At 74.1% G+C, this 16,133-nt stretch carries 17 protein-coding genes; 6 read left to right on the top strand and 11 right to left on the bottom strand.

From position 1 onward, the window contains the following. Positions 1-97: 97 nt before the first annotated feature. The 4 genes from ABZ948_RS02955 to ABZ948_RS02970 all read right to left on the bottom strand — a co-directional run bounded on the left by ABZ948_RS02955 (position 98) and on the right by ABZ948_RS02970 (position 3,150). Positions 98-781 (bottom strand): response regulator, encoded by a 684-nt coding sequence (locus tag ABZ948_RS02955; protein ID WP_359756665.1) that lies wholly within the window; start codon positions 779-781, stop codon positions 98-100. Beyond that, positions 778-1,998: a sensor histidine kinase gene (locus ABZ948_RS02960; protein ID WP_359756667.1), complete on the bottom strand. Its 1,221-nt coding sequence runs from the start codon at positions 1,996-1,998 to the stop codon at positions 778-780. Before ABZ948_RS02960 ends, ABZ948_RS02955 begins: the two co-directional genes overlap by 4 nt. A gap of 64 nt (positions 1,999-2,062) precedes the next feature. Further along, positions 2,063-2,341 carry a PspA-associated protein PspAA gene (pspAA, locus tag ABZ948_RS02965; RefSeq protein WP_359756668.1) on the bottom strand — a complete coding sequence of 93 codons (279 nt, stop codon included), beginning with the start codon at positions 2,339-2,341 and terminating at the stop codon, positions 2,063-2,065. Between the two features lie 23 nt (positions 2,342-2,364). After that, positions 2,365-3,150, bottom strand: coding sequence for a PspA/IM30 family protein (locus ABZ948_RS02970; protein WP_359756669.1), 786 nt, complete (start codon positions 3,148-3,150; stop codon positions 2,365-2,367). Between the two features lie 318 nt (positions 3,151-3,468). On the opposite strand from ABZ948_RS02970, the gene ABZ948_RS02975 reads away from it, so the two are divergent. Both ABZ948_RS02975 and ABZ948_RS02980 read left to right on the top strand, forming a co-directional pair. After that, a complete protein-coding gene (locus ABZ948_RS02975; RefSeq protein WP_359756670.1) occupies positions 3,469-4,068 on the top strand; it encodes a DUF3043 domain-containing protein in 600 nt (199 codons plus the stop codon). Positions 4,069-4,151: 83 nt separating this feature from the next. Further along, positions 4,152-4,889, top strand: a complete 738-nt coding sequence (locus ABZ948_RS02980) for a class I SAM-dependent methyltransferase (protein WP_359756672.1) — start codon at positions 4,152-4,154, stop codon at positions 4,887-4,889. A gap of 52 nt (positions 4,890-4,941) precedes the next feature. Here the strand turns inward: ABZ948_RS02980 and ABZ948_RS02985 are convergent, their stop codons facing one another. Then, entirely contained in the window at positions 4,942-5,154 is a 213-nt protein-coding gene (locus tag ABZ948_RS02985) for a hypothetical protein (protein ID WP_031115848.1), read from the bottom strand. A gap of 223 nt (positions 5,155-5,377) precedes the next feature. On the opposite strand from ABZ948_RS02985, the gene ABZ948_RS02990 reads away from it, so the two are divergent. Beyond that, positions 5,378-6,577, top strand: coding sequence for a bifunctional adenosylcobinamide kinase/adenosylcobinamide-phosphate guanylyltransferase (locus tag ABZ948_RS02990; RefSeq protein WP_359756674.1), 1,200 nt, complete (start codon positions 5,378-5,380; stop codon positions 6,575-6,577). 35 nt (positions 6,578-6,612) lie between these two features. Here ABZ948_RS02990 and ABZ948_RS02995 read toward each other — a convergent pair whose 3' ends face one another. Then, a complete protein-coding gene (locus ABZ948_RS02995; protein ID WP_359756676.1) occupies positions 6,613-7,659 on the bottom strand; it encodes a class I SAM-dependent methyltransferase in 1,047 nt (348 codons plus the stop codon). Between the two features lie 175 nt (positions 7,660-7,834). Here ABZ948_RS02995 and cobT point away from each other — a divergent pair, with 175 nt between their 5' ends. Beyond that, positions 7,835-8,962, top strand: a complete 1,128-nt coding sequence (gene cobT / locus ABZ948_RS03000) for a nicotinate-nucleotide--dimethylbenzimidazole phosphoribosyltransferase (RefSeq protein WP_359756678.1) — start codon at positions 7,835-7,837, stop codon at positions 8,960-8,962. Positions 8,963-9,105: 143 nt separating this feature from the next. Further along, positions 9,106-9,804, top strand: a complete 699-nt coding sequence (locus ABZ948_RS03005; protein ID WP_359756680.1) for a hypothetical protein — start codon at positions 9,106-9,108, stop codon at positions 9,802-9,804. Here ABZ948_RS03005 and ABZ948_RS03010 read toward each other — a convergent pair. After that, complete coding sequence (locus tag ABZ948_RS03010) at positions 9,744-10,508, bottom strand: hypothetical protein (protein ID WP_359756681.1); 765 nt, start codon at positions 10,506-10,508, stop codon at positions 9,744-9,746. The two genes, ABZ948_RS03005 and ABZ948_RS03010, sit on opposite strands and share 61 nt — an antisense overlap. A 60-nt stretch (positions 10,509-10,568) precedes the next feature. Here ABZ948_RS03010 and ABZ948_RS03015 point away from each other — a divergent pair, with 60 nt between their 5' ends. Beyond that, positions 10,569-11,351: an adenosylcobinamide-GDP ribazoletransferase gene (locus ABZ948_RS03015; RefSeq protein ID WP_359756682.1), complete on the top strand. Its 783-nt coding sequence runs from the start codon at positions 10,569-10,571 to the stop codon at positions 11,349-11,351. Positions 11,352-11,558: 207 nt separating this feature from the next. Here ABZ948_RS03015 and ABZ948_RS03020 read toward each other — a convergent pair whose 3' ends face one another. Genes ABZ948_RS03020 through pelF form a run of 4 tightly spaced genes read right to left on the bottom strand, consistent with a single transcriptional unit; the run spans position 11,559 to position 16,044 of the window. Then, positions 11,559-12,353 (bottom strand): endo alpha-1,4 polygalactosaminidase, encoded by a 795-nt coding sequence (locus ABZ948_RS03020; protein WP_359756683.1) that lies wholly within the window; start codon positions 12,351-12,353, stop codon positions 11,559-11,561. Between the two features lie 18 nt (positions 12,354-12,371). Next, positions 12,372-13,019 carry a spherulation-specific family 4 protein gene (locus ABZ948_RS03025; RefSeq protein ID WP_359756684.1) on the bottom strand — a complete coding sequence of 216 codons (648 nt, stop codon included), beginning with the start codon at positions 13,017-13,019 and terminating at the stop codon, positions 12,372-12,374. Further along, entirely contained in the window at positions 13,016-14,524 is a 1,509-nt protein-coding gene (locus tag ABZ948_RS03030; protein ID WP_359756685.1) for a hypothetical protein, read from the bottom strand. The genes ABZ948_RS03025 and ABZ948_RS03030 overlap by 4 nt, the downstream gene beginning before the upstream one ends. Continuing rightward, positions 14,521-16,044 carry a GT4 family glycosyltransferase PelF gene (pelF, locus tag ABZ948_RS03035; protein WP_359756687.1) on the bottom strand — a complete coding sequence of 508 codons (1,524 nt, stop codon included), beginning with the start codon at positions 16,042-16,044 and terminating at the stop codon, positions 14,521-14,523. Before pelF ends, ABZ948_RS03030 begins: the two co-directional genes overlap by 4 nt. Positions 16,045-16,133: the final 89 nt, after the last annotated feature.

Below are 16,133 nucleotides of genomic sequence, written 5' to 3' on the forward strand. Positions count from 1 at the left end.
CCCTACACCCTGAGCCATGGAAGGGGGCCGATTCGTAGGCCCCAGGTCCATTTCCTTATGCGGCGCATACTCCCGCCGCAGTACGCCCGGCTGGAACTCACTCCACCCTTGGACGGACCAGGCCGGATTCGTACGCAATCACCACGAGCTGGGCCCGGTCCCGGGCGCCCAGCTTGGCCATGGCCCGGTTGACGTGCGTCTTCACCGTCAGCGGGCTGACCTCCAGCCGCTCGGCGATCTCGTCGTTGGAGTGGCCGCCGGCGACCTGGACCAGCACTTCCCGCTCCCGTCCGGTGAGCGAGTCGAGCCGCTCACCCCGGGCCGGATCGCGGTCGCCGTCGGCCGGGTCCTCCTGGGCGAGGAACCGGGCGATCAGGCCCGTGGTGGCCGCCGGGGACAGCAGGGCCTGCCCGCCGGCCGCGGTCCGGATGGCGTTCAGCAGCTCCTCGGGCTCGGAGCCCTTGCCGAGGAAGCCGGAGGCACCGGCGCGCAGCGACTGCACGACGTAGTCGTCGACCTCGAACGTCGTCAGGATGACCACGCGCACGTCGGCGAGTTCCGGGTCGGCGCTGATCATGCGGGTCGCGGCCAGGCCGTCGGTGCCGGGCATGCGGATGTCCATGAGGACGACGTCGGCGCGCTGCTCCTTCGTCAGCCGGACCGCCTCCGCGCCGTCGGACGCCTCGCCGACCACCTCCATGTCGGGCTCGGAGTCGACGAGCACGCGAAAGGCGCTGCGGAGCAGTGCCTGGTCGTCGGCGAGCAGGACACGGATCGTCATGCGGGGTCCTCCCCGGTCGGTGTGCGGTTCTTGACCGGCAGGATCGCATGGACGCGGAAGCCGCCTCCGTAGCGGGGACCGGTGGTGAGGGCGCCGCGCAGGGCGCTGACTCGCTCGCGCATGCCGAGCAGCCCGTGGCCGCCGCCGCTGTCCGGGTCGGCGTCCTCGCCGCTGCCGTCGTCGAGCACGGTGATCTCGATGTTCGGTCCGACGCGTACGACGCTGACCTCGGCCTTGGCCTGGGGGCCCGCGTGCTTCTGCACGTTCGTCAGGGCCTCCTGGATGATCCGGTAGGCGGCCAGGTCGACGGCCGCCGGAAGGGCGGTGCCCTGGTCCGCGCGGGCGACCTCGATGTGCAGTCCGGCGCTGCGGAAGGTGCCGGTGAGTTCGTCGAGGCGGTCCAGGCCGGGGGCGGGTTCGGTGGGGGCCTCCGGGTCGCCGGACTGCCGGAGCAGGCCGACCGTGGCGCGCAGTTCGTTGAGCGCGGAGCGGCTGGCCTCGCGGACGTGGGCGAGGGCCTCCTTGGCCTGGTCGGGGCGCTTGTCCATGACGTGGGCGGCGACGCCGGCCTGGACGTTGACCAGGGCGATGTGGTGGGCGACGACGTCGTGCAGGTCGCGGGCGATGCGCAGGCGTTCCTCGGCGACCCGGCGGCGGGCCTCCTCCTCGCGGGTGCGTTCGGCGCGCTCGGCGCGCTCGCGGATGGCCTGGACGAAGGCGCGGCGGCTGCGGACGGCGTCGCCGGCGGTGGCGCCGATGCCGGTCCAGGCGAAGATCGCGAGGTTCTCCTGGGCGTACCAGGGCAGTGGCCCGGCGGACATGGCCGCCCCGGTCAGCACGGTCATGGTGAGCAGGCCGACGCGCCAGGTGGTGGGGCGGTCGGTGGTGGAGGCGACGGTGTACAGGGCGATGACCGCGGACATGGCGACCGGGGCGCGGGGATCGCCGGTGATGGACTCGACGACGGAGAGGGTGCCGGTGAGGGCGAGGACCGCCATGGGGGCGCGGCGGCGGAAGGCCAGGGCGAAGGCGCCGAGGGCCATGAGGACGAGGCTGAGGGCGTCGGGGGTGCGCAGGGACCAGGTGACGCTGTCGGGGTGGCGGGGTTCCACGAAGGAGGCGGCGACCATGCAGACCAGGACGGCCGCGGCCAGGACCGCGTCCACGGCCAGGGGGTGCGCCTTGGCCTGACACTTGGCCCGCTGGAGGGTGCTCACGAGCAGCCACGGTAGCCGGGCCGGGGGCTCGGCCCCCAGCCCCCCACCGGCACGAACCCCCTCGTCAGCCCGGGATCAGGCCGTCGTCGCTCAGGAGTTCCCTGACTTCCTCCAGCGTCGCGTCGGGGGACGGCAGGATCAGCTCGGAGGGCTCCAGGGAGTCGTCCGGGAGGGGTTCGCCCAGGTCGCGGACCTTGGCGAGCAGGGCCTGGAGGGTGCGGCGGAAGCCGGGGCCGTCGCCGTTCTCCATTTCCGCCAGGAGCTCGTCGTCCAGCTTGTTCAGCTCGGCGAGGTGGCCGTCGGCCAGCACCACCTGCCCCTCCCCCATGATCCGTACGATCATGTCGCCCTCCTAGGCGTGGGCCCCTACTGCTTGTCGAAGCGCGGGGTGTCCTGCGGCTGCTGCTGGGACTGCTGCTGGCTCGTGCCACCCTCGAGGGCCTGCTGCCCACCGCTCGGGCCGCCGGCCAGCTCGGCCTTCATGCGCTGCAGCTCCAGCTCTACATCCGTACCACCGGAGAGCCGGTCCAGCTCGGCCTGGATGTCGTCCTTGTGCATGCCGGAGGGGTCGTCCAGGGCACCGGAGGCGAGCAGTTCGTCGATCGCGCCGGCGCGGGCCTGGAGCTGGGCCGTCTTGTCCTCGGCGCGCTGGATCGCCAGGCCTACGTCGCCCATCTCCTCGGAGATGCCGGAGAAGGCCTCGCCGATCCGGGTCTGTGCCTGGGCCGCCGTGTACGTAGCCTTGATCGTCTCCTTCTTCGTGCGGAAGGCGTCGACCTTGGCCTGGAGCCGCTGGGCCGCGAGGGTGAGCTTCTCCTCCTCGCCCTGGAGCGTCGCGTGCTGGGTCTCCAGGTCGGTCACCTGCTGCTGGAGGGCGGCGCGGCGGGAAAGCGCTTCGCGGGCCAGGTCCTCCCGGCCCAGCGCGAGCGCCTTGCGGCCCTGGTCCTCCAGCTTGCCGGACTGCGACTGCAGCTGGTTCAGCTGGAGCTCCAGGCGCTTGCGGGAGGTCGCCACGTCGGCTACGCCGCGGCGGACCTTCTGGAGCAGCTCCAGCTGCTTCTGGTACGAGTAATCGAGGGTCTCGCGCGGGTCCTCGGCCCGGTCAAGGGCCTTGTTCGCCTTCGCGCGGAAGATCATCCCCATACGCTTCATGACACCGCTCATGGGCTTCGCGCGCCCCCTTCTGACCGACTCCGGTTCCAGCTCCAGCGACAGAACCCACAGTACGGGCCCTGCATCCATTACCGCACTGTTCGGGGACGGATGCGCTCATCCCCAAGGACGACTGCGTGCGCTCCCGCTCCGGCGTAGGGAGTAGGTGGTCCCCGGGGTTACCGGAGGCGTACATCCCGGGGAACGGCCGGGCGCGTACACAACGTCCCCTCTGTCCCCTTACAGACGACTGGCGTTGCCGGATCGTTCCCCACCGGACTGGGGTCCATGCCCGGGAAGCCCTTACCCTTGGGTTTTGTGTTCCGTAGCCGTGCGAAGGATGAGAAGGCCCAGGCAGCCGACAAGGCGCCGGTGACCGACTCCAGTCAGCCCCGTCACCCCGAGGCCCCCAAGGGCCGCCCCACGCCCAAGCGCAGCGCGGCCCAGTCGCAGCGCCGCAGCGTGGCCAACACGTCGATGACGCGCAAGGAGGCCGCCAAGCGGCAGCGGGAGGAGCGCCGTGCCGCGCTGGAGCGCCAGCGCCAGGCGCTGGCGAGCGGCGACGAGCGGTACCTGCCCGCCCGTGACAAGGGACCGGTCCGCCGGTTCGCGCGCGACTTCATCGACTCGCGGTTCAACATCGCGGAGTTCTTCCTGCCGATGGCCGTCGTCATCCTCGTGCTGAGCATGGTGCGGGTGGCCGCGCTGCAGAACATCGCGCTGCTGCTGTGGCTCGTGGTGATCGTGCTGATCGTGCTCGACTCGTTCGTCACGGCCTTCCGTCTGAAGAAGCAGCTGAACGAGCGCTTCGCGGGTGAGAACAGGCGCGGCGCCGTCGCCTACGCCCTGATGCGCTCCCTCCAGATGCGCCGGCTCCGGCTGCCGAAGCCGCAGGTCAAGCGCGGAGAGCGGCCCTGACCACGACGCCGTTCTCCGGGGGTGCGGCGGATGCCTGGCTGGACCGGCTGGGCGGGCTGCGCGATGTCGTCCGTCAGGAGCTGGTGGCCCGCCAGCTGGACGAGCAGATAGTCGGGCGTTTTCCGGTCGGACGGCGGCTGCGGGTGCTCGACGTGGGGATGGGCCAGGGCACGCAGGCGCTGCGGCTGGCCCGGGCCGGGCACCAGGTGACCGGCCTGGAGCAGGACCCCAAGATGATCGCCGTGGCCCGCGAGTCCCTCGCCGGGGAACCGGAGGGCATCCGGGAGCGGATGCGGATCATCGAGGGCGACGGGCGGGACACCGGTGTGCACTTCCTGCCGGGCAGCTTCGACGTGGTGCTCTGCCACGGCGTGCTGATGTATGTCGAGGAGCCCGACCCGCTGCTGGCGGGCCTGGCGCGGATGCTCGCGCCCGGCGGGCTGCTGTCCCTGCTCGTGCGCAACGGGGACGCGCTCGCGATACGGCCGGGGCTGTCCGGCGACTGGGCGGGGGCGCTGGCCGCGTTCGACACGACCGCCTACCTCCCCCATTCTCGAACGGACTCGAACGGGGGGACCCCCATCCGGCTGGGGCTCGACGTACGGGCCGACCGGCTGAAGGACCTCACGGCGACGCTCGCGGGCATCGGGGCGCCGCTGCACGCCTGGTACGGGGTGCGCGTGTTCACGGACACGGCGGCGGACGGCGCCGAGGTCCCGGCCGACGTCGAGACGCTCCTCGCGGTCGAGGAGAAGGCCGGGCGGACGGATCCCTACCGCGGGGTGGCGGCGCTGCTGCACCTGTGCGGCGTACGGGGCTGACGCCGGGGGCGCCGCGGGTGGGCGAGGGCCGTCGGCCCCCGCCCCCGGGGGCTCACGCCTCGGCCGCGTGCAGGCTCATCGGCCCGTAGATCTCCGTGGCGTCCTCGAACAGCCGCACCTGGTCGGCGCCGCCCTCCTTCAGTGCCTTCCAGTGCTCCCCGATCCAGGACTCGGCGTCCCCCTGGGTGGGGAACTCCTCCGGCGGCACCGCGGGCTCGACCTCCGTCCCGTCGGTCTTCTCGAACCGCCACGTCCATGCCGCCATGTACGCCTCCCATGTGTGTGAGCACACTGCACAGCGAAAAGCCGGATCTTGGTCCGGCTCCTGACCAGAGCCTATGCGCTCCGCTGGGTGGGGCGGGATATGTGGTCGGGTGTGCGGGTTATTGGGCGTGTGCGGGCCGTGGGGGCTGGTCGCGCAGTTCCCCGCGCCCCTGATGGGGCGTTGCCGACACGCGTGTTGGATGGTCGCGGGTGAGAATCGGGGCGTGGAACTGACTCTGCTCGGCACCGGTGCACCCGCGGGGCTCCCCCGCCCCGACTGTCCCTGCGCGGTCTGTGCGGCCGCCCTCGGGCCGGATGCGCGGGCGGCCACCGCGCTGCTCGTGGACGGGGCGCTGCTGCTCGACCTGACGCCCGGGGCGGCGTTCGCGGCGGCCCGGGCGGGCCGCTCCCTGACCGGTGTGCGGCAGGTGCTGCTGTCGCATCCGCACGACGGGCCCGCGGTGGAGGTGCCCGCCGGGCTGCCGCAGCCCGGGCGGGTGCCGGACCGGCGGGAGTTGACGCTGCTCACGGGGCACCGGGTCCGGGCGGTGGCCCTGGACGCGCCGGGCACGGGGTACGCGGTGACCGGGCCGGAGGGGCAGCGGCTGCTGTACCTGCCGCCGGGCGGGGCGCCGGCGGGTCTGGAGGAGCCGGCCGAGTCGTACGACATGGTGCTCGCGGACGTCGTGGGGCGACCGGACGCGCTGGCGAAGCTGCGGGCGGTGGGGGCGGTGGGGCCGACGACGGATGTGGTCGCCGTCCATCTGGACCACGACGTGCCGCCGGGCCCGGAGCTCGGGCGGCGGCTCGCGGCGGCCGGGGCGCGGGCCGTGCCCGACGGGGTGACGCTGGCGGTGGGCGCGTACGAGGACGTGCCGGACGTGCCGCGGCGGACGCTGGTGCTGGGCGGGGCGCGGTCGGGCAAGTCGGTGGAGGCCGAGCGGAGGCTGGAGGCCTTCCCGGACGTGCTGTACGTGGCGACGGGCGGGTCGCGCAACGGGGACACCGAGTGGTCGGCGCGGGTGGCCGCGCACCGGGACCGGCGGCCGGGGTCGTGGCAGACGGTCGAGACGTGCGATCTGGTGCCGTTGCTGGAGTCGGAGGGGCCGCCCGTGCTCATCGACTGCCTGTCGCTGTGGCTGACGGACGCGATGGACGCGGCCGGGGCGTGGGACGACGCGGTGTGGGCGGAGCGCGGGGAGAAGGTGCTGCGGGAGCGGGTGCGGGAGCTGACGGAGGCCGTGCGCGCGACCCGGCGGACCGTCGTCGCCGTGTCGAACGAGGTGGGCTCGGGGATCGTGCCGTCGACCGCGTCGGGCCGGCGGTACCGGGATGAACTCGGGCGGCTGAACGCGGGGTTCGCGGACGAGTGCGAGCACGTGCTGCTGGTGGTGGCGGGGCAGGCGGTGGTGCTGCGGGGGTGAGGCGGCACGATGGCCCGCAGCGGCGCCTGCCGCGGCTAAGCGGGCTTCCGCGCGATCAGCCGGTACGTGTTCGCGAGGCGGGTGCGGCGGGCGAGGGGGGCCAGGACGTGGTCCGCCACCGCCGCCACGGCCACGAGCGGGACGCCGGCTCGCAGCAGGGCCTCGCGCAGATGCTGCTGGGCCAGGGGCGGGGGGATGGCCCGCCAGGGGGTGTCGGGGGCCGGGAGGGTGTGGGAGAGGGCCAGGGCCAGGGCGCCCGAGAGGTCGTGCGGGAGGTGCACCGGGCGGTGGTCCAGCACGACGATGGCGCAGCCGAGCGCCTCCAGTTCGGCTCCGAGGTTCCGCGGTGGGAGCAGGTGGAGGTGGCGGGGCTGGTCGTAGGCGAGCCACCAGCGGCCCAGCAGGGCGGCGAAGGCGCTGCGGGGGTTCAGGGTCTCCACCAGGAGGTGGCCGCCGGGGCGCAGCACGGAGAGGGCCGCCCGGAGTTCCGCCCGGGGGTCCGCCGTGCCCTCCAGGTGGTGCAGCATGCTGACCACGTCGTAGCGGGCGCGCAGCGCCGTCGTGATGCGCGGGTCGGTCAGGCGGCCGACGTGGGCCTCCTCGACGCGGTCGGCCGAGCGGGCCCGGACCACGCGGGGGGTCGGGTCCAGGCCGTCGAACGCGGTGTAGGGGAAGAACTCCCGGGCCGTCGCCGGGAAGCGGGCGTGACCCGTGCCCACGTCCAGCCAGCTCTCCGGCTCGCCGAACCGCCGCATCGCACGGGCGGCCGAGCGGTGCCGGCGCCGGCTGCCGCGCGCCGCGAGCAGGGCGTCGGCCACCTGGTCCCTGGGCGCTCCGCGCACGGTCCGGTGGTAGAGGGCGAGGCCCTCCACGGTGAGGCGGGGGTTCTGGAAGGTGTGGCCGCAGTCCCGGCACTCGTCGACGGTGAAGCTGCCCGGCTTGTACTGCCGCAGGTCACCGGTGCGCAGCCGGTTCCGCAGCCGGGCGGAGCCGCACCAGGGGCAGTCCTCGCGGCGCGATTCGTGGACGCGGGCGGTCGCTTGGGGGGTGGGGAGTGCGGAGGGGGCGGGATGTGCGGGCATGGGCGGCTCCCGGGCGAGGGCGTGCGGCACGGACGTACGGCGATCCGGTACCGCGTACGACAATCCGCTGCAAAACGGAACGTATGGGATGCCGATCTTGGGTGCAACGACGCCGTCCCGGCGGAGTCGTGATGTGCCGCCGTGCTGTTCGACCGGGGCCGGTACTGTTCGGCGAATGAGCTCGCTTAATCTCGACGACTTCACCGATCTGATCGAGCGTCCGGACGGCGGGATCCGCCGTGACGCCGAGGCGCGCCGGGAGCGACAGATCGTGCCGCCCGGGGCCCTGGGCCGCCTCGACGACCTGGGTGAGTGGCTGGCGGCGGCGCAGTCCGCCGTGCCGGTGCGGCCGATCGAGCGGCCGCGGGTGGTGCTCTTCGCCGGGGACCACGGCGTCGCCGAGCTCGGCGTGTCGGCCCGGCCCGCGGGCAGCGCCGCGGAGTTGGTGCGCGAGGTGCTGGAGGGCGGCCGGCCGGTGTCGGTGCTCGGGCGGCGGCTGGGCGTGCCGGTGCGGATCGTCGACATGGCTCTGGACTGCGACCCCGAGTCCCTGCCCGAGGACGTCGTGCGGCACCGGGTGCGGCGGGGCAGCGGCCGGATCGACGTCGAGGACGCGCTGACGCCGGAGGAGGCCGAGGCGGCGTTCCGGGCCGGGGTCGCGGTGGCCGACGAGGAGGCCGACTCGGGTACGGACCTGGTGGTGCTGGGCGATGTCAGCGTCGGCGGGACCACGGCGGCGGGCGTGCTGGTCGCGGCGCTGTGCGGGGTCGACGCGTCGGTCGTCACCGGCCGGGGCGGGCTGGCGATCGACGACCTGGCGTGGATGCGCAAGTGCGCGGCGATCCGTGACGCGCTGCGCCGGGCCCGGCCGGTGCTCGGGGACCAGTTGCAGCTGCTGGCGACGGTGGGCGGAGCCGACCTCACGGCGATGACGGGCTTCCTGCTGCAGAGCGCGGTGCGGAAGATGCCGGTGGTGCTCGACGGGGTCGTCACGGCCGCGTGCGCGCTGGTCGCGCAGCGGATCGCGTTCCGGGCGCCGGACTGGTGGCTGGCCGCGCACGACAGCGGGGAGCCCGGGCAGGCCAAGGCACTGGACCGGATGGCCCTGGAACCGCTGCTCACCCACGGGGTGACCGTCGGGGAGGGCGCCGGGGGCCTGCTGGCGCTGCCCTTGGTGCAGGCGGCGGCCGCGCTGGCGGCGGAGCTGCCAGAGAAGCCGAAGGAGTCGGAGTCCCGGGCGGAGCCGGAGGCCCCCGAGGCCGCCGAGGCCGTCGAGAGCCCCGAGGCTCCCGCCGGGCAGTAGCGCGGGCGGGAACGCGCGGGAGAGCCAGGTCACGCGGGCCCCGCTCAACTTCGTCCCGTTCCGGTCGGTCTTGGTACGTGGTGTCGGCTCCGCCGAGTCGCAGACACCCCTGACCTGCCGACGCACGGACGAGGACGACCTGGATGACCACGCTCGCCCGCTGGGCCCGCGCCGAATGGGGTCCCCTGTACGCCGCGGTGCGCGGGCCGCTGCGGGAGCGGCGGTGGCGGGCCGTGCCGATGGCGGTCGCGGCCGTGTGCCTCACGGCCGTGCTGCACGTCGTGCACCACCAGGCGTGGGGCTACGGGTTCGTGCAGGACGTCGGTGCCGTACGGGCCGAGGATCCCCTGTGGCTCGCGCTGTTGCGGACCCCGCTGTCGCTGTTCGTGCCCGCGCTGGATCTGCCGGTGTGGGGCGCGCTGGCGCAGATCCTGCTGGTGTTCGGCGTCGCGGAGCTGTGCCTGGGCTGGAAGCGGGCCCTGGCGATCGCCTATCTCGCCACGCTCGCGGGCACGCTGTACGCGCGTCTGGGCATCTGGCTGGGCCCCGGCGCCCCGCTGGGCCTGCCCGCCTCGGACGCGTGGGTGGTGGACGCGGGGCCGTCCGCGGCGGTGGTGGGCCTGGCCGTCTTCCTGGGCCTGCGGTACCGGGCCCAGGTCACGGCGGGTGCGGTGATCGCGGCGATGGTGGTCGAGGTCGCGCTGAAGGAGAACCTCGCGGGCAAGGAGCACCTCGCGGCGATCGCGGCCGTGCTGGTGCTGTGCGCGGTGGGCGAGTCGCGTCAGCGGCGTTCGAGGGTCCGGGCCGGTTCGGGGTCGGGCGCGCCGCCGAGCCAGTCCTGAAAGGCGCGCCTGGGGCCCGCCCAGCGGCGGTCGTGGTGGTAGGCGCGCAGTCCGGACCTGGCCCGGGCGCGGGGCCGGCGCCGGTAGAAGCGCTTGGCCCACGGGGAGCCCGGGCGGGCCAGCCGTACGGCGGCGACCAGGGCGACGAGGGGCACGATCACGCCGAGGACCGCGAGGCGGACCTTGCCCTTGAACAGGGCGATGAGGGCGAACGCGAAGTTCACGACGACGTTCGCGATGACGGCGGCGCGGTTCTGCTGCTGGTCCTCGGAGAGGTCGTTGACGCCGAGGGGCGAGAAGCCGATCAGGAGCAGGCCGACGAGGGCGGCGGTGAGGACGACCATCTCGACGCTCTGGCGGCCGGCCGGGCTCCAGTAGACGTCGGCGAGGTGCAGGACCAGGGCGAACTCGTCGAGGACGAGGCCCGCGCCGATGCCGAAGATCACCGCGGCCAGCGCCGAGCCGAAGCCGTGCTGTCCGCCCGCCACCGCGCCGAAGCCGCCGACGATCGTCAGGACGACGCCGGGGACGACGTGGTGGACGTGGACGCCGCCGCTGCCGCTGATGTTGCGGAAGGGGCCCTTGCCGGCCCTGATGAGGCGGGTGATCGTCCGGGTGATCAGGAACGTCAGCACGAAGGAGACGAGGGCGAGGAGCAGCGGCAGTTTGCCGGGTTCGATGATGTTTCGCTCCAGCCATTCCATATGGGAACTTTATCCTTGGCCGGCGTCCCCGCTCTCCTGACCGGCCGGTAGCCTGCGCCGGTGCCCAGTTCCTCGCCCCTCGACGGTGTCCGCTTCGCCTTCGGCACGCTCACGGTGTTCCCGGTCCGGGTGACCCGGTGGGACCGGGAGGCGGCGCGCGGCGGCATGCTGTGCGCTCCGCTGGCCGGGCTGGCGGTCGGTGCCGCTGCCGCCGCCGCGGGGCTGGTGCCGCTGTTCCTCGGCGCGGGCCCGCTGCTCGCCGCCGTGGCCGGCGTCGCCGTGCCGGCCGTCCTCACCCGGGGGCTGCATCTCGACGGGCTCGCGGACACCGCCGACGGGCTGGGCAGCGGCAAGCCCGCCGAGGACGCGCTGCGGATCATGAAGCAGTCGGACATCGGTCCGTTCGGCGTCATCACGCTCGTCCTGGTGCTGCTCGCGCAGGTCGCCGCGCTCGCCCAGGCCTACGACGCCTCCTGGGCCCGGGGCGCGTGCGCCGCCGTCGTCTCCGGGACCCTCGCGCGGCTGGCCCTGACGCTGGCGGCCCGGGCCGGGGTGCCGCCGGCGCGGCCGGAGGGACTGGGGGCGGCCGTCGCGGGGGTGGTGCCGGTGCGACAGGCGCTCGTCGCCGCGGTCGCCGTCACGGCGGTGGTGGCGGCGGCCGGCGCCCTGCTCGGGCCGTACGACGTGCTCCGTACCGGCCTCGCGGCCCTGCTCTCCCTGGCCGCCGCCGAGGCGCTCCTGCGGCACTGCACGCGCCGCTTCGGCGGGGTCACCGGCGATGTGTTCGGGGGGCTCGCGGAGACGGCCGCGACGACGGCGCTGGTCGTTCTGTCACTGGGCTGAAACGATCTCCCGGTCCGTCTCCTGCCCGGGCTCCGAAGCCGCCAGCTTCCTGACCGGAGCTGGGGCTGTCGCTGTGGAAGAAGTCGGTGCTCTACGCCGCGTCGGTGCTGGTGTGGGCGGTCGCCGTGGCGCTGTTCCTGCTGAACGCGCTGCCGGTCCTGCTCCCCGGCCGGCGCTCCCTCGCCGACCGGGGGGCGGGGACGACGGTCACGGGGATCGGCCTTCGCACTCCTGCCGCCACGCGCCCAGTTCGTACTTCTTGAGCAGCGAACTCAGCCGCAGCCGGCGGGACTCGGCGCAGAAGCGCCCGGTGGGCACCTCGTACTCGACGTGGAAGACCGCCTTGCCCGCCTCGGTGAACGGCTTCAGGGCCCCGCACTCGCCGTACTGGGCGCACTGCTCGTTGACCGCGAAGTCGAAGTCGCCGACCAGTTCCGGGATCTGGTCCAGGTCGTTCTTCAGCCCGACCGCCAGGCCCCGGTCGTGGGCCAGGCGGGCGATGAGGCGGTTGTAGCGGAGCTGGTCGGTGGCCGTCAGCGGGAAGCCCGTGTCGTTGCGGTAGCCGTCCATGTTGTCGGGCTCGACCGCGTCGAAGCCCTTGTCGCGGCACATGTCGATACGGGCCGCCATGAGCGGCTCCAGGACGTCGGTGCGGCGGATGTCGAGCCAGCGCTCGCCCTGCCAGCCGTTGCCCCGGCCGAGCACGTCCTTCGGGAACTTCCCCGCGTCCGGGCGGAACTCCTCCCACGCCCCCGTCGAGAGGTAGCAGATGACCTTGCGGCCGTCGTCGTGCAGCCGGGCGACCGTGTCCGCGGAGTGGTCGAAGCCGTCGATGTCGTAGACCGGCACGTCGACGGAGGTGTCCAGACGCCCGCTGAGCTGCCACTGCCAGGCGGTGCCCGGGCGGGGCTGCCAGCGGGGGCCGGGCTTGTCGTCGGGACCCTGGGTGCAGCCCGCGAGCAGCAGGACGAGCAGGGCGACGAGCAAGGACGGGCGTCTCACGGGGCGTTCTCCGCGTTCTCAGGGGTTCTCGAGGGTGTACGGCAGTGTGCCCCACGGATGATCCCCGGTTCCGGGCACCGCGCAGTGCACCGCCGCGCCCCGCGCCCGGGCCAGTCCCTCCGGGTCGGCGTCGGGCGGCACGTCGTACACCAGGTGGCACAGCCGCACGTCCGGCCCGCCCGGCCAGGGCCGGGGGTGCTGGGCGCGGTAGGACGCCCAGGTGCCCTCGAAGGTGACGAGGACGTCGGCGATGCGGGCGTAGCAGGGGTGCGGTGCCGTGCCGTGGTTGAGGACGAGGGTGCCGCAGCCGACGCCCCAGGCCGCGACCGCCAGTCTCTGGTAGTGCTCGAACTCCTCGGGCCCGGCGGGGACCTGGTCGAGGAAGGCGCCGTCGGTGCCGTACCAGTCGCGGTGCCGGGTGAGGTCGCGGACGACGTCGCCGGCGGCGCGGCGGCCGTAGTCGGTGTCGGCGTACCCGAGGACCCGGACGCCCGCCGCCGTCAGCCGGCCGGCGACCTCGGCGAACGCCGCGTCGGGGCGGTCGCCGGGGCCGCTGGCCGGGTTGAGGACCACCCCGTAGAGGCGGGGCGCCGCCGCGACGATCGCGTCCCATTCGGCGGGGCGGACGGACGGGTGCTCGTAGTACGGGACCAGGAGAGTGCTCATCGGTGAGCGGTTGCCCTCCCCAGCAGGGCGCACACCAGGGCCGCCTGCACGACGGCCGCCGTGCCGTGGACGATCACACCGGTCAGGTGCGGATCGCCGGTGCGGGTGACGAGGAGCAGGGTCTGGGCGAGGGCGGCGGCGCAGCACACCGCCGTCGCGCCGGTCACCGCGCCGAACGACTGGAGCAGCAGCCCCGTCCACAGGACCACGCCCAGCAGGAGCAGCCCGGCCAGCCGGACGCCGCCGGGGAGCGGGGCCTCGGGCCACAGGGCGGAGGCGGCCAGGCTCAGGACGAGCAGGGCGGCGAGGTAGGCGGACAGGCACTGGACGACGGTCAGGACGGTGGTCCGCCAGAAGTCCCGGGCGGTGCCGCTGGAGCGCAGTCCGGCGAGGCTGTCGCTGCGGAAGCGGTACAGCAGCCACTCGGCGGGCCCCATGCTGAGGGTGAGCGCCACGGCGGCGGGCGCGGCCACCGCGCCCTGCTCCTCGCCGGCGAGGACGTCGCCGAGCGCCGCGTACAGCACGAGCACGCCGGTGCCGAGCCCGAACAGGGCGTAGGGCAGCGAACCCGCGAGCCGGGGTCCGGCGGGCCGGGGGCGCGCGGGGCCGGTGACGAACCCGCCGAACGGGAGCAGGGCGGCGAGTCCCACGCTCCAGCCGCCCTCCCCCTTCAGGGCGGGCGCGACCTCGCGCAGTCCCAGCACCGCCACGGCCGCCAGGGAGCCCAGCAGCAGGGCCAGGCTCGCGGCCCTGGGCAGCGGGTCGACGAGGGACAGGACCGCGCCCATGGCCATCGGCGCGAGGGCGACGAGCAGGTGCCGTTCCCGGCCCATCACCAGCAGGACGGTCGCCGCCGCCAGGTAGCAGGACTGGCCGGCGGCGAAGGCGATGACGGCCGGGGCGGCGCCGCCCGCGCAGGCCAGGGCGACCAGGGAACCGAGCACCGCGCCCGCCGGGGCCCCGAGCAGCAGGGCGCGCCGGGCCGCCGTCCGGTCGCCCAGCCCCAGCCACGCGTACGCCCGGTGGGCGAGGCCCTGGTTCCACGCCCAGCCGCACAGGGCGCCGGCCAGCAGCGGGACCGTGCCCGCGGGGAGCCCGAGGTCGTCGGGGCCGGTGAACAGGGGCGCCCCGAGGACGTAGGCGAGGCCGGGCAGGGCGAAGACGACGCCGCGCAGCAGGCAGCCGAGGAGGCCGGTCCGCCAGGGGTCGGGTGCCGGGCCGTCGGGTTCGGGGTAGCGGCGTTCGACGCGTTCGTAGAGGGTCTCGGCGAGCGCGAAGGAGTTCTTCACGCCGTAGCGCTCGCGTATCTGGTCGTCGGAGAGGCCGTCGGACTCCAGGAGGGCGGCTATCTCGTCCGGGTGGACGGCCGCGGCTATGAAGTCCTCCAGGCGGTCGGCGAGTTCGTCGACCGGGTCGGGCTGGGCCCAGCTGGGGGTGCGCTGCCGGGGGATGCCGGGGAGGGTGTCCGGGCGGGAGCCCGGGGGCAGCCAGACGCTTCCGCTCACCAGCCCGCTCCGTCCGTCGCGACGGACGCGTACCAGGGGTCGCGCAGTTCCAGGGTCCAGTCGGCCACGGTCTCCAGCGTCGGCTCGTACACCTCGTCCTCGCCCGCGAGTTCCTTGTAGATGGTGCGGAAGGCGTCCACCGAGCGGCGCAGGGTGAACCGGTCGATGACCCGCTGGCGGGACAACTGCCCCAGTTCCAGGCGCCGTTCGTCGTCCTTGAGCAGGGTCAGCGCGGCGGCGGCCATCTTCTCCGGCTCGCGCGGGGGCACCACCAGGCCGGTGTCGCCGACGGCCTCGCGCACGCCGCCGACGTCCGTCGACACCGTCGTACGGCCGCACGACATGGCCTCGATGATGGAGAACGGGAAGCCCTCGGAGATCGACGACAGCATGACGAGGTGCCCGGCCGCGTAGGCCCGCCAGACCTCGCTGATGCGGCCCTCGAAGGTCAGGCCGTCGGTGACGCCCAGTTCGGCGGCGAGCTTCTCCAGCCGCGTGCGGTAGGCCTCGCCGCCGGGCGGGACCGGGCCGAAGAGCCTGAGCCGGGTCGCCGGGATCTCGGCGCGCACCAGGGCGTAGGCACGGACGAGGGTCTCCAGGTCCTTGATGGGGTCGATGCGGCCGCACCAGGACAGGGTCGGGACCTCGGGCTCGGGGCCGGCGTGCGGGAAGGCGGCCGGGTCGACGCCGTTGTAGACCGTGCGGATCTTGCCGGCGTCGGCGCCGCCGCGCTCCTCCCAGCGGCGGTTGTACTGGTTGCACGGGGTGATCAGGTCGGCGGCGCGGTAGCCGTGGGAGTTCAGCTCCCGGTAGAAGCCGAGCATGAAGGCCTTCACGGGCCAGCGCTGGGCGTCGCGACGGTAGCCGAGGTAGCGCTCGCGCAGGTAGATGCCGTGCTCGGTGAGGAGGAACGGCACCCCGTCCAGGTGGCGCGCGGCGAGCGCGGGCAGGGTCGCGAGGCCGCTGCTGACGGCGTGCGCGACGGAGTCCTCGGGTATGCGCACGCCGAGCGGGCGCAGGGCGTGCTCCAGCAGGTCGGTCGCGGTGAGCGCGTCGTGCACGGTGGGGCGGGCGGCGGCCGTCGGCAGGTGCGGCATCGTCCAGATCCACATCAGCGAGCGCAGCGCCGACTCGGTGCGCAGGGCGGCCGACAGGCGTCCGTCGCGGGCGAGTTCGGCCAGCTCGTTCAGGGACTCGCCGAAGTCGGCGTGCGAGTTCGGTTCGAGGAAGGAGAGCAGGAAACGCTCGTAGGTCTCGGTGAAGCGGCGGCGGGCCCTGCCGTACGGGGAGCGTCCGCGGCCGGGGCGCGGGCCCCAGGTCGGGACCGAGGTGTGCGCGTAGACGTTGGGCGGCAGTTCCCAGGTGACGGGTTCACGGCCGCTGCCGGTGAGCGAGACGATGTGGAAGTCGACCTCGGGCATGCCCTTGACGAGCTGGTCGCACCAGGTGCTGACGCCGCCGTGGACGTGCGGGTAGGTGCCTTCCGTGAGCATGGTGACATGACGGCCTGTGCGCCTCATGCGGTGATTCCCCCTGTAGTGCGTTGTGTGCGGGGAACTGCTGCCCCGATCCCGAGTGCGGGTTCGTCGTGGCTGGTCGCGCAGTTCCC

This window comes from Streptomyces olindensis (assembly GCF_040645895.1).
GTDB classification, from domain to species: Bacteria; Actinomycetota; Actinomycetes; order Streptomycetales; family Streptomycetaceae; genus Streptomyces; species Streptomyces olindensis.

Excerpts from the sequence above, each read along its gene's own strand:
- ABZ948_RS02955 (WP_359756665.1), bottom strand. The coding sequence starts at position 781 with ATGACGATCCGTGTCCTGCTCGCCGACGACCAGGCACTGCTCCGCAGC.
- ABZ948_RS03025 (WP_359756684.1), bottom strand. The coding sequence starts at position 13,019 with ATGAGCACTCTCCTGGTCCCGTACTACGAGCACCCGTCCGTCCGCCCC.
- cobT (WP_359756678.1), top strand. The coding sequence starts at position 7,835 with ATGAGCTCGCTTAATCTCGACGACTTCACCGATCTGATCGAGCGTCCG.
- ABZ948_RS02995 (WP_359756676.1), bottom strand. The coding sequence starts at position 7,659 with ATGCCCGCACATCCCGCCCCCTCCGCACTCCCCACCCCCCAAGCGACC.
- ABZ948_RS03005 (WP_359756680.1), top strand. The coding sequence starts at position 9,106 with ATGACCACGCTCGCCCGCTGGGCCCGCGCCGAATGGGGTCCCCTGTAC.
- pelF (WP_359756687.1), bottom strand. The coding sequence starts at position 16,044 with ATGAGGCGCACAGGCCGTCATGTCACCATGCTCACGGAAGGCACCTAC.
- ABZ948_RS03010 (WP_359756681.1), bottom strand. The coding sequence starts at position 10,508 with ATGGAATGGCTGGAGCGAAACATCATCGAACCCGGCAAACTGCCGCTG.
- ABZ948_RS02985 (WP_031115848.1), bottom strand. The coding sequence starts at position 5,154 with ATGGCGGCATGGACGTGGCGGTTCGAGAAGACCGACGGGACGGAGGTC.
- ABZ948_RS02970 (WP_359756669.1), bottom strand. The coding sequence starts at position 3,150 with ATGAAGCGTATGGGGATGATCTTCCGCGCGAAGGCGAACAAGGCCCTT.
- pspAA (WP_359756668.1), bottom strand. The coding sequence starts at position 2,341 with ATGATCGTACGGATCATGGGGGAGGGGCAGGTGGTGCTGGCCGACGGC.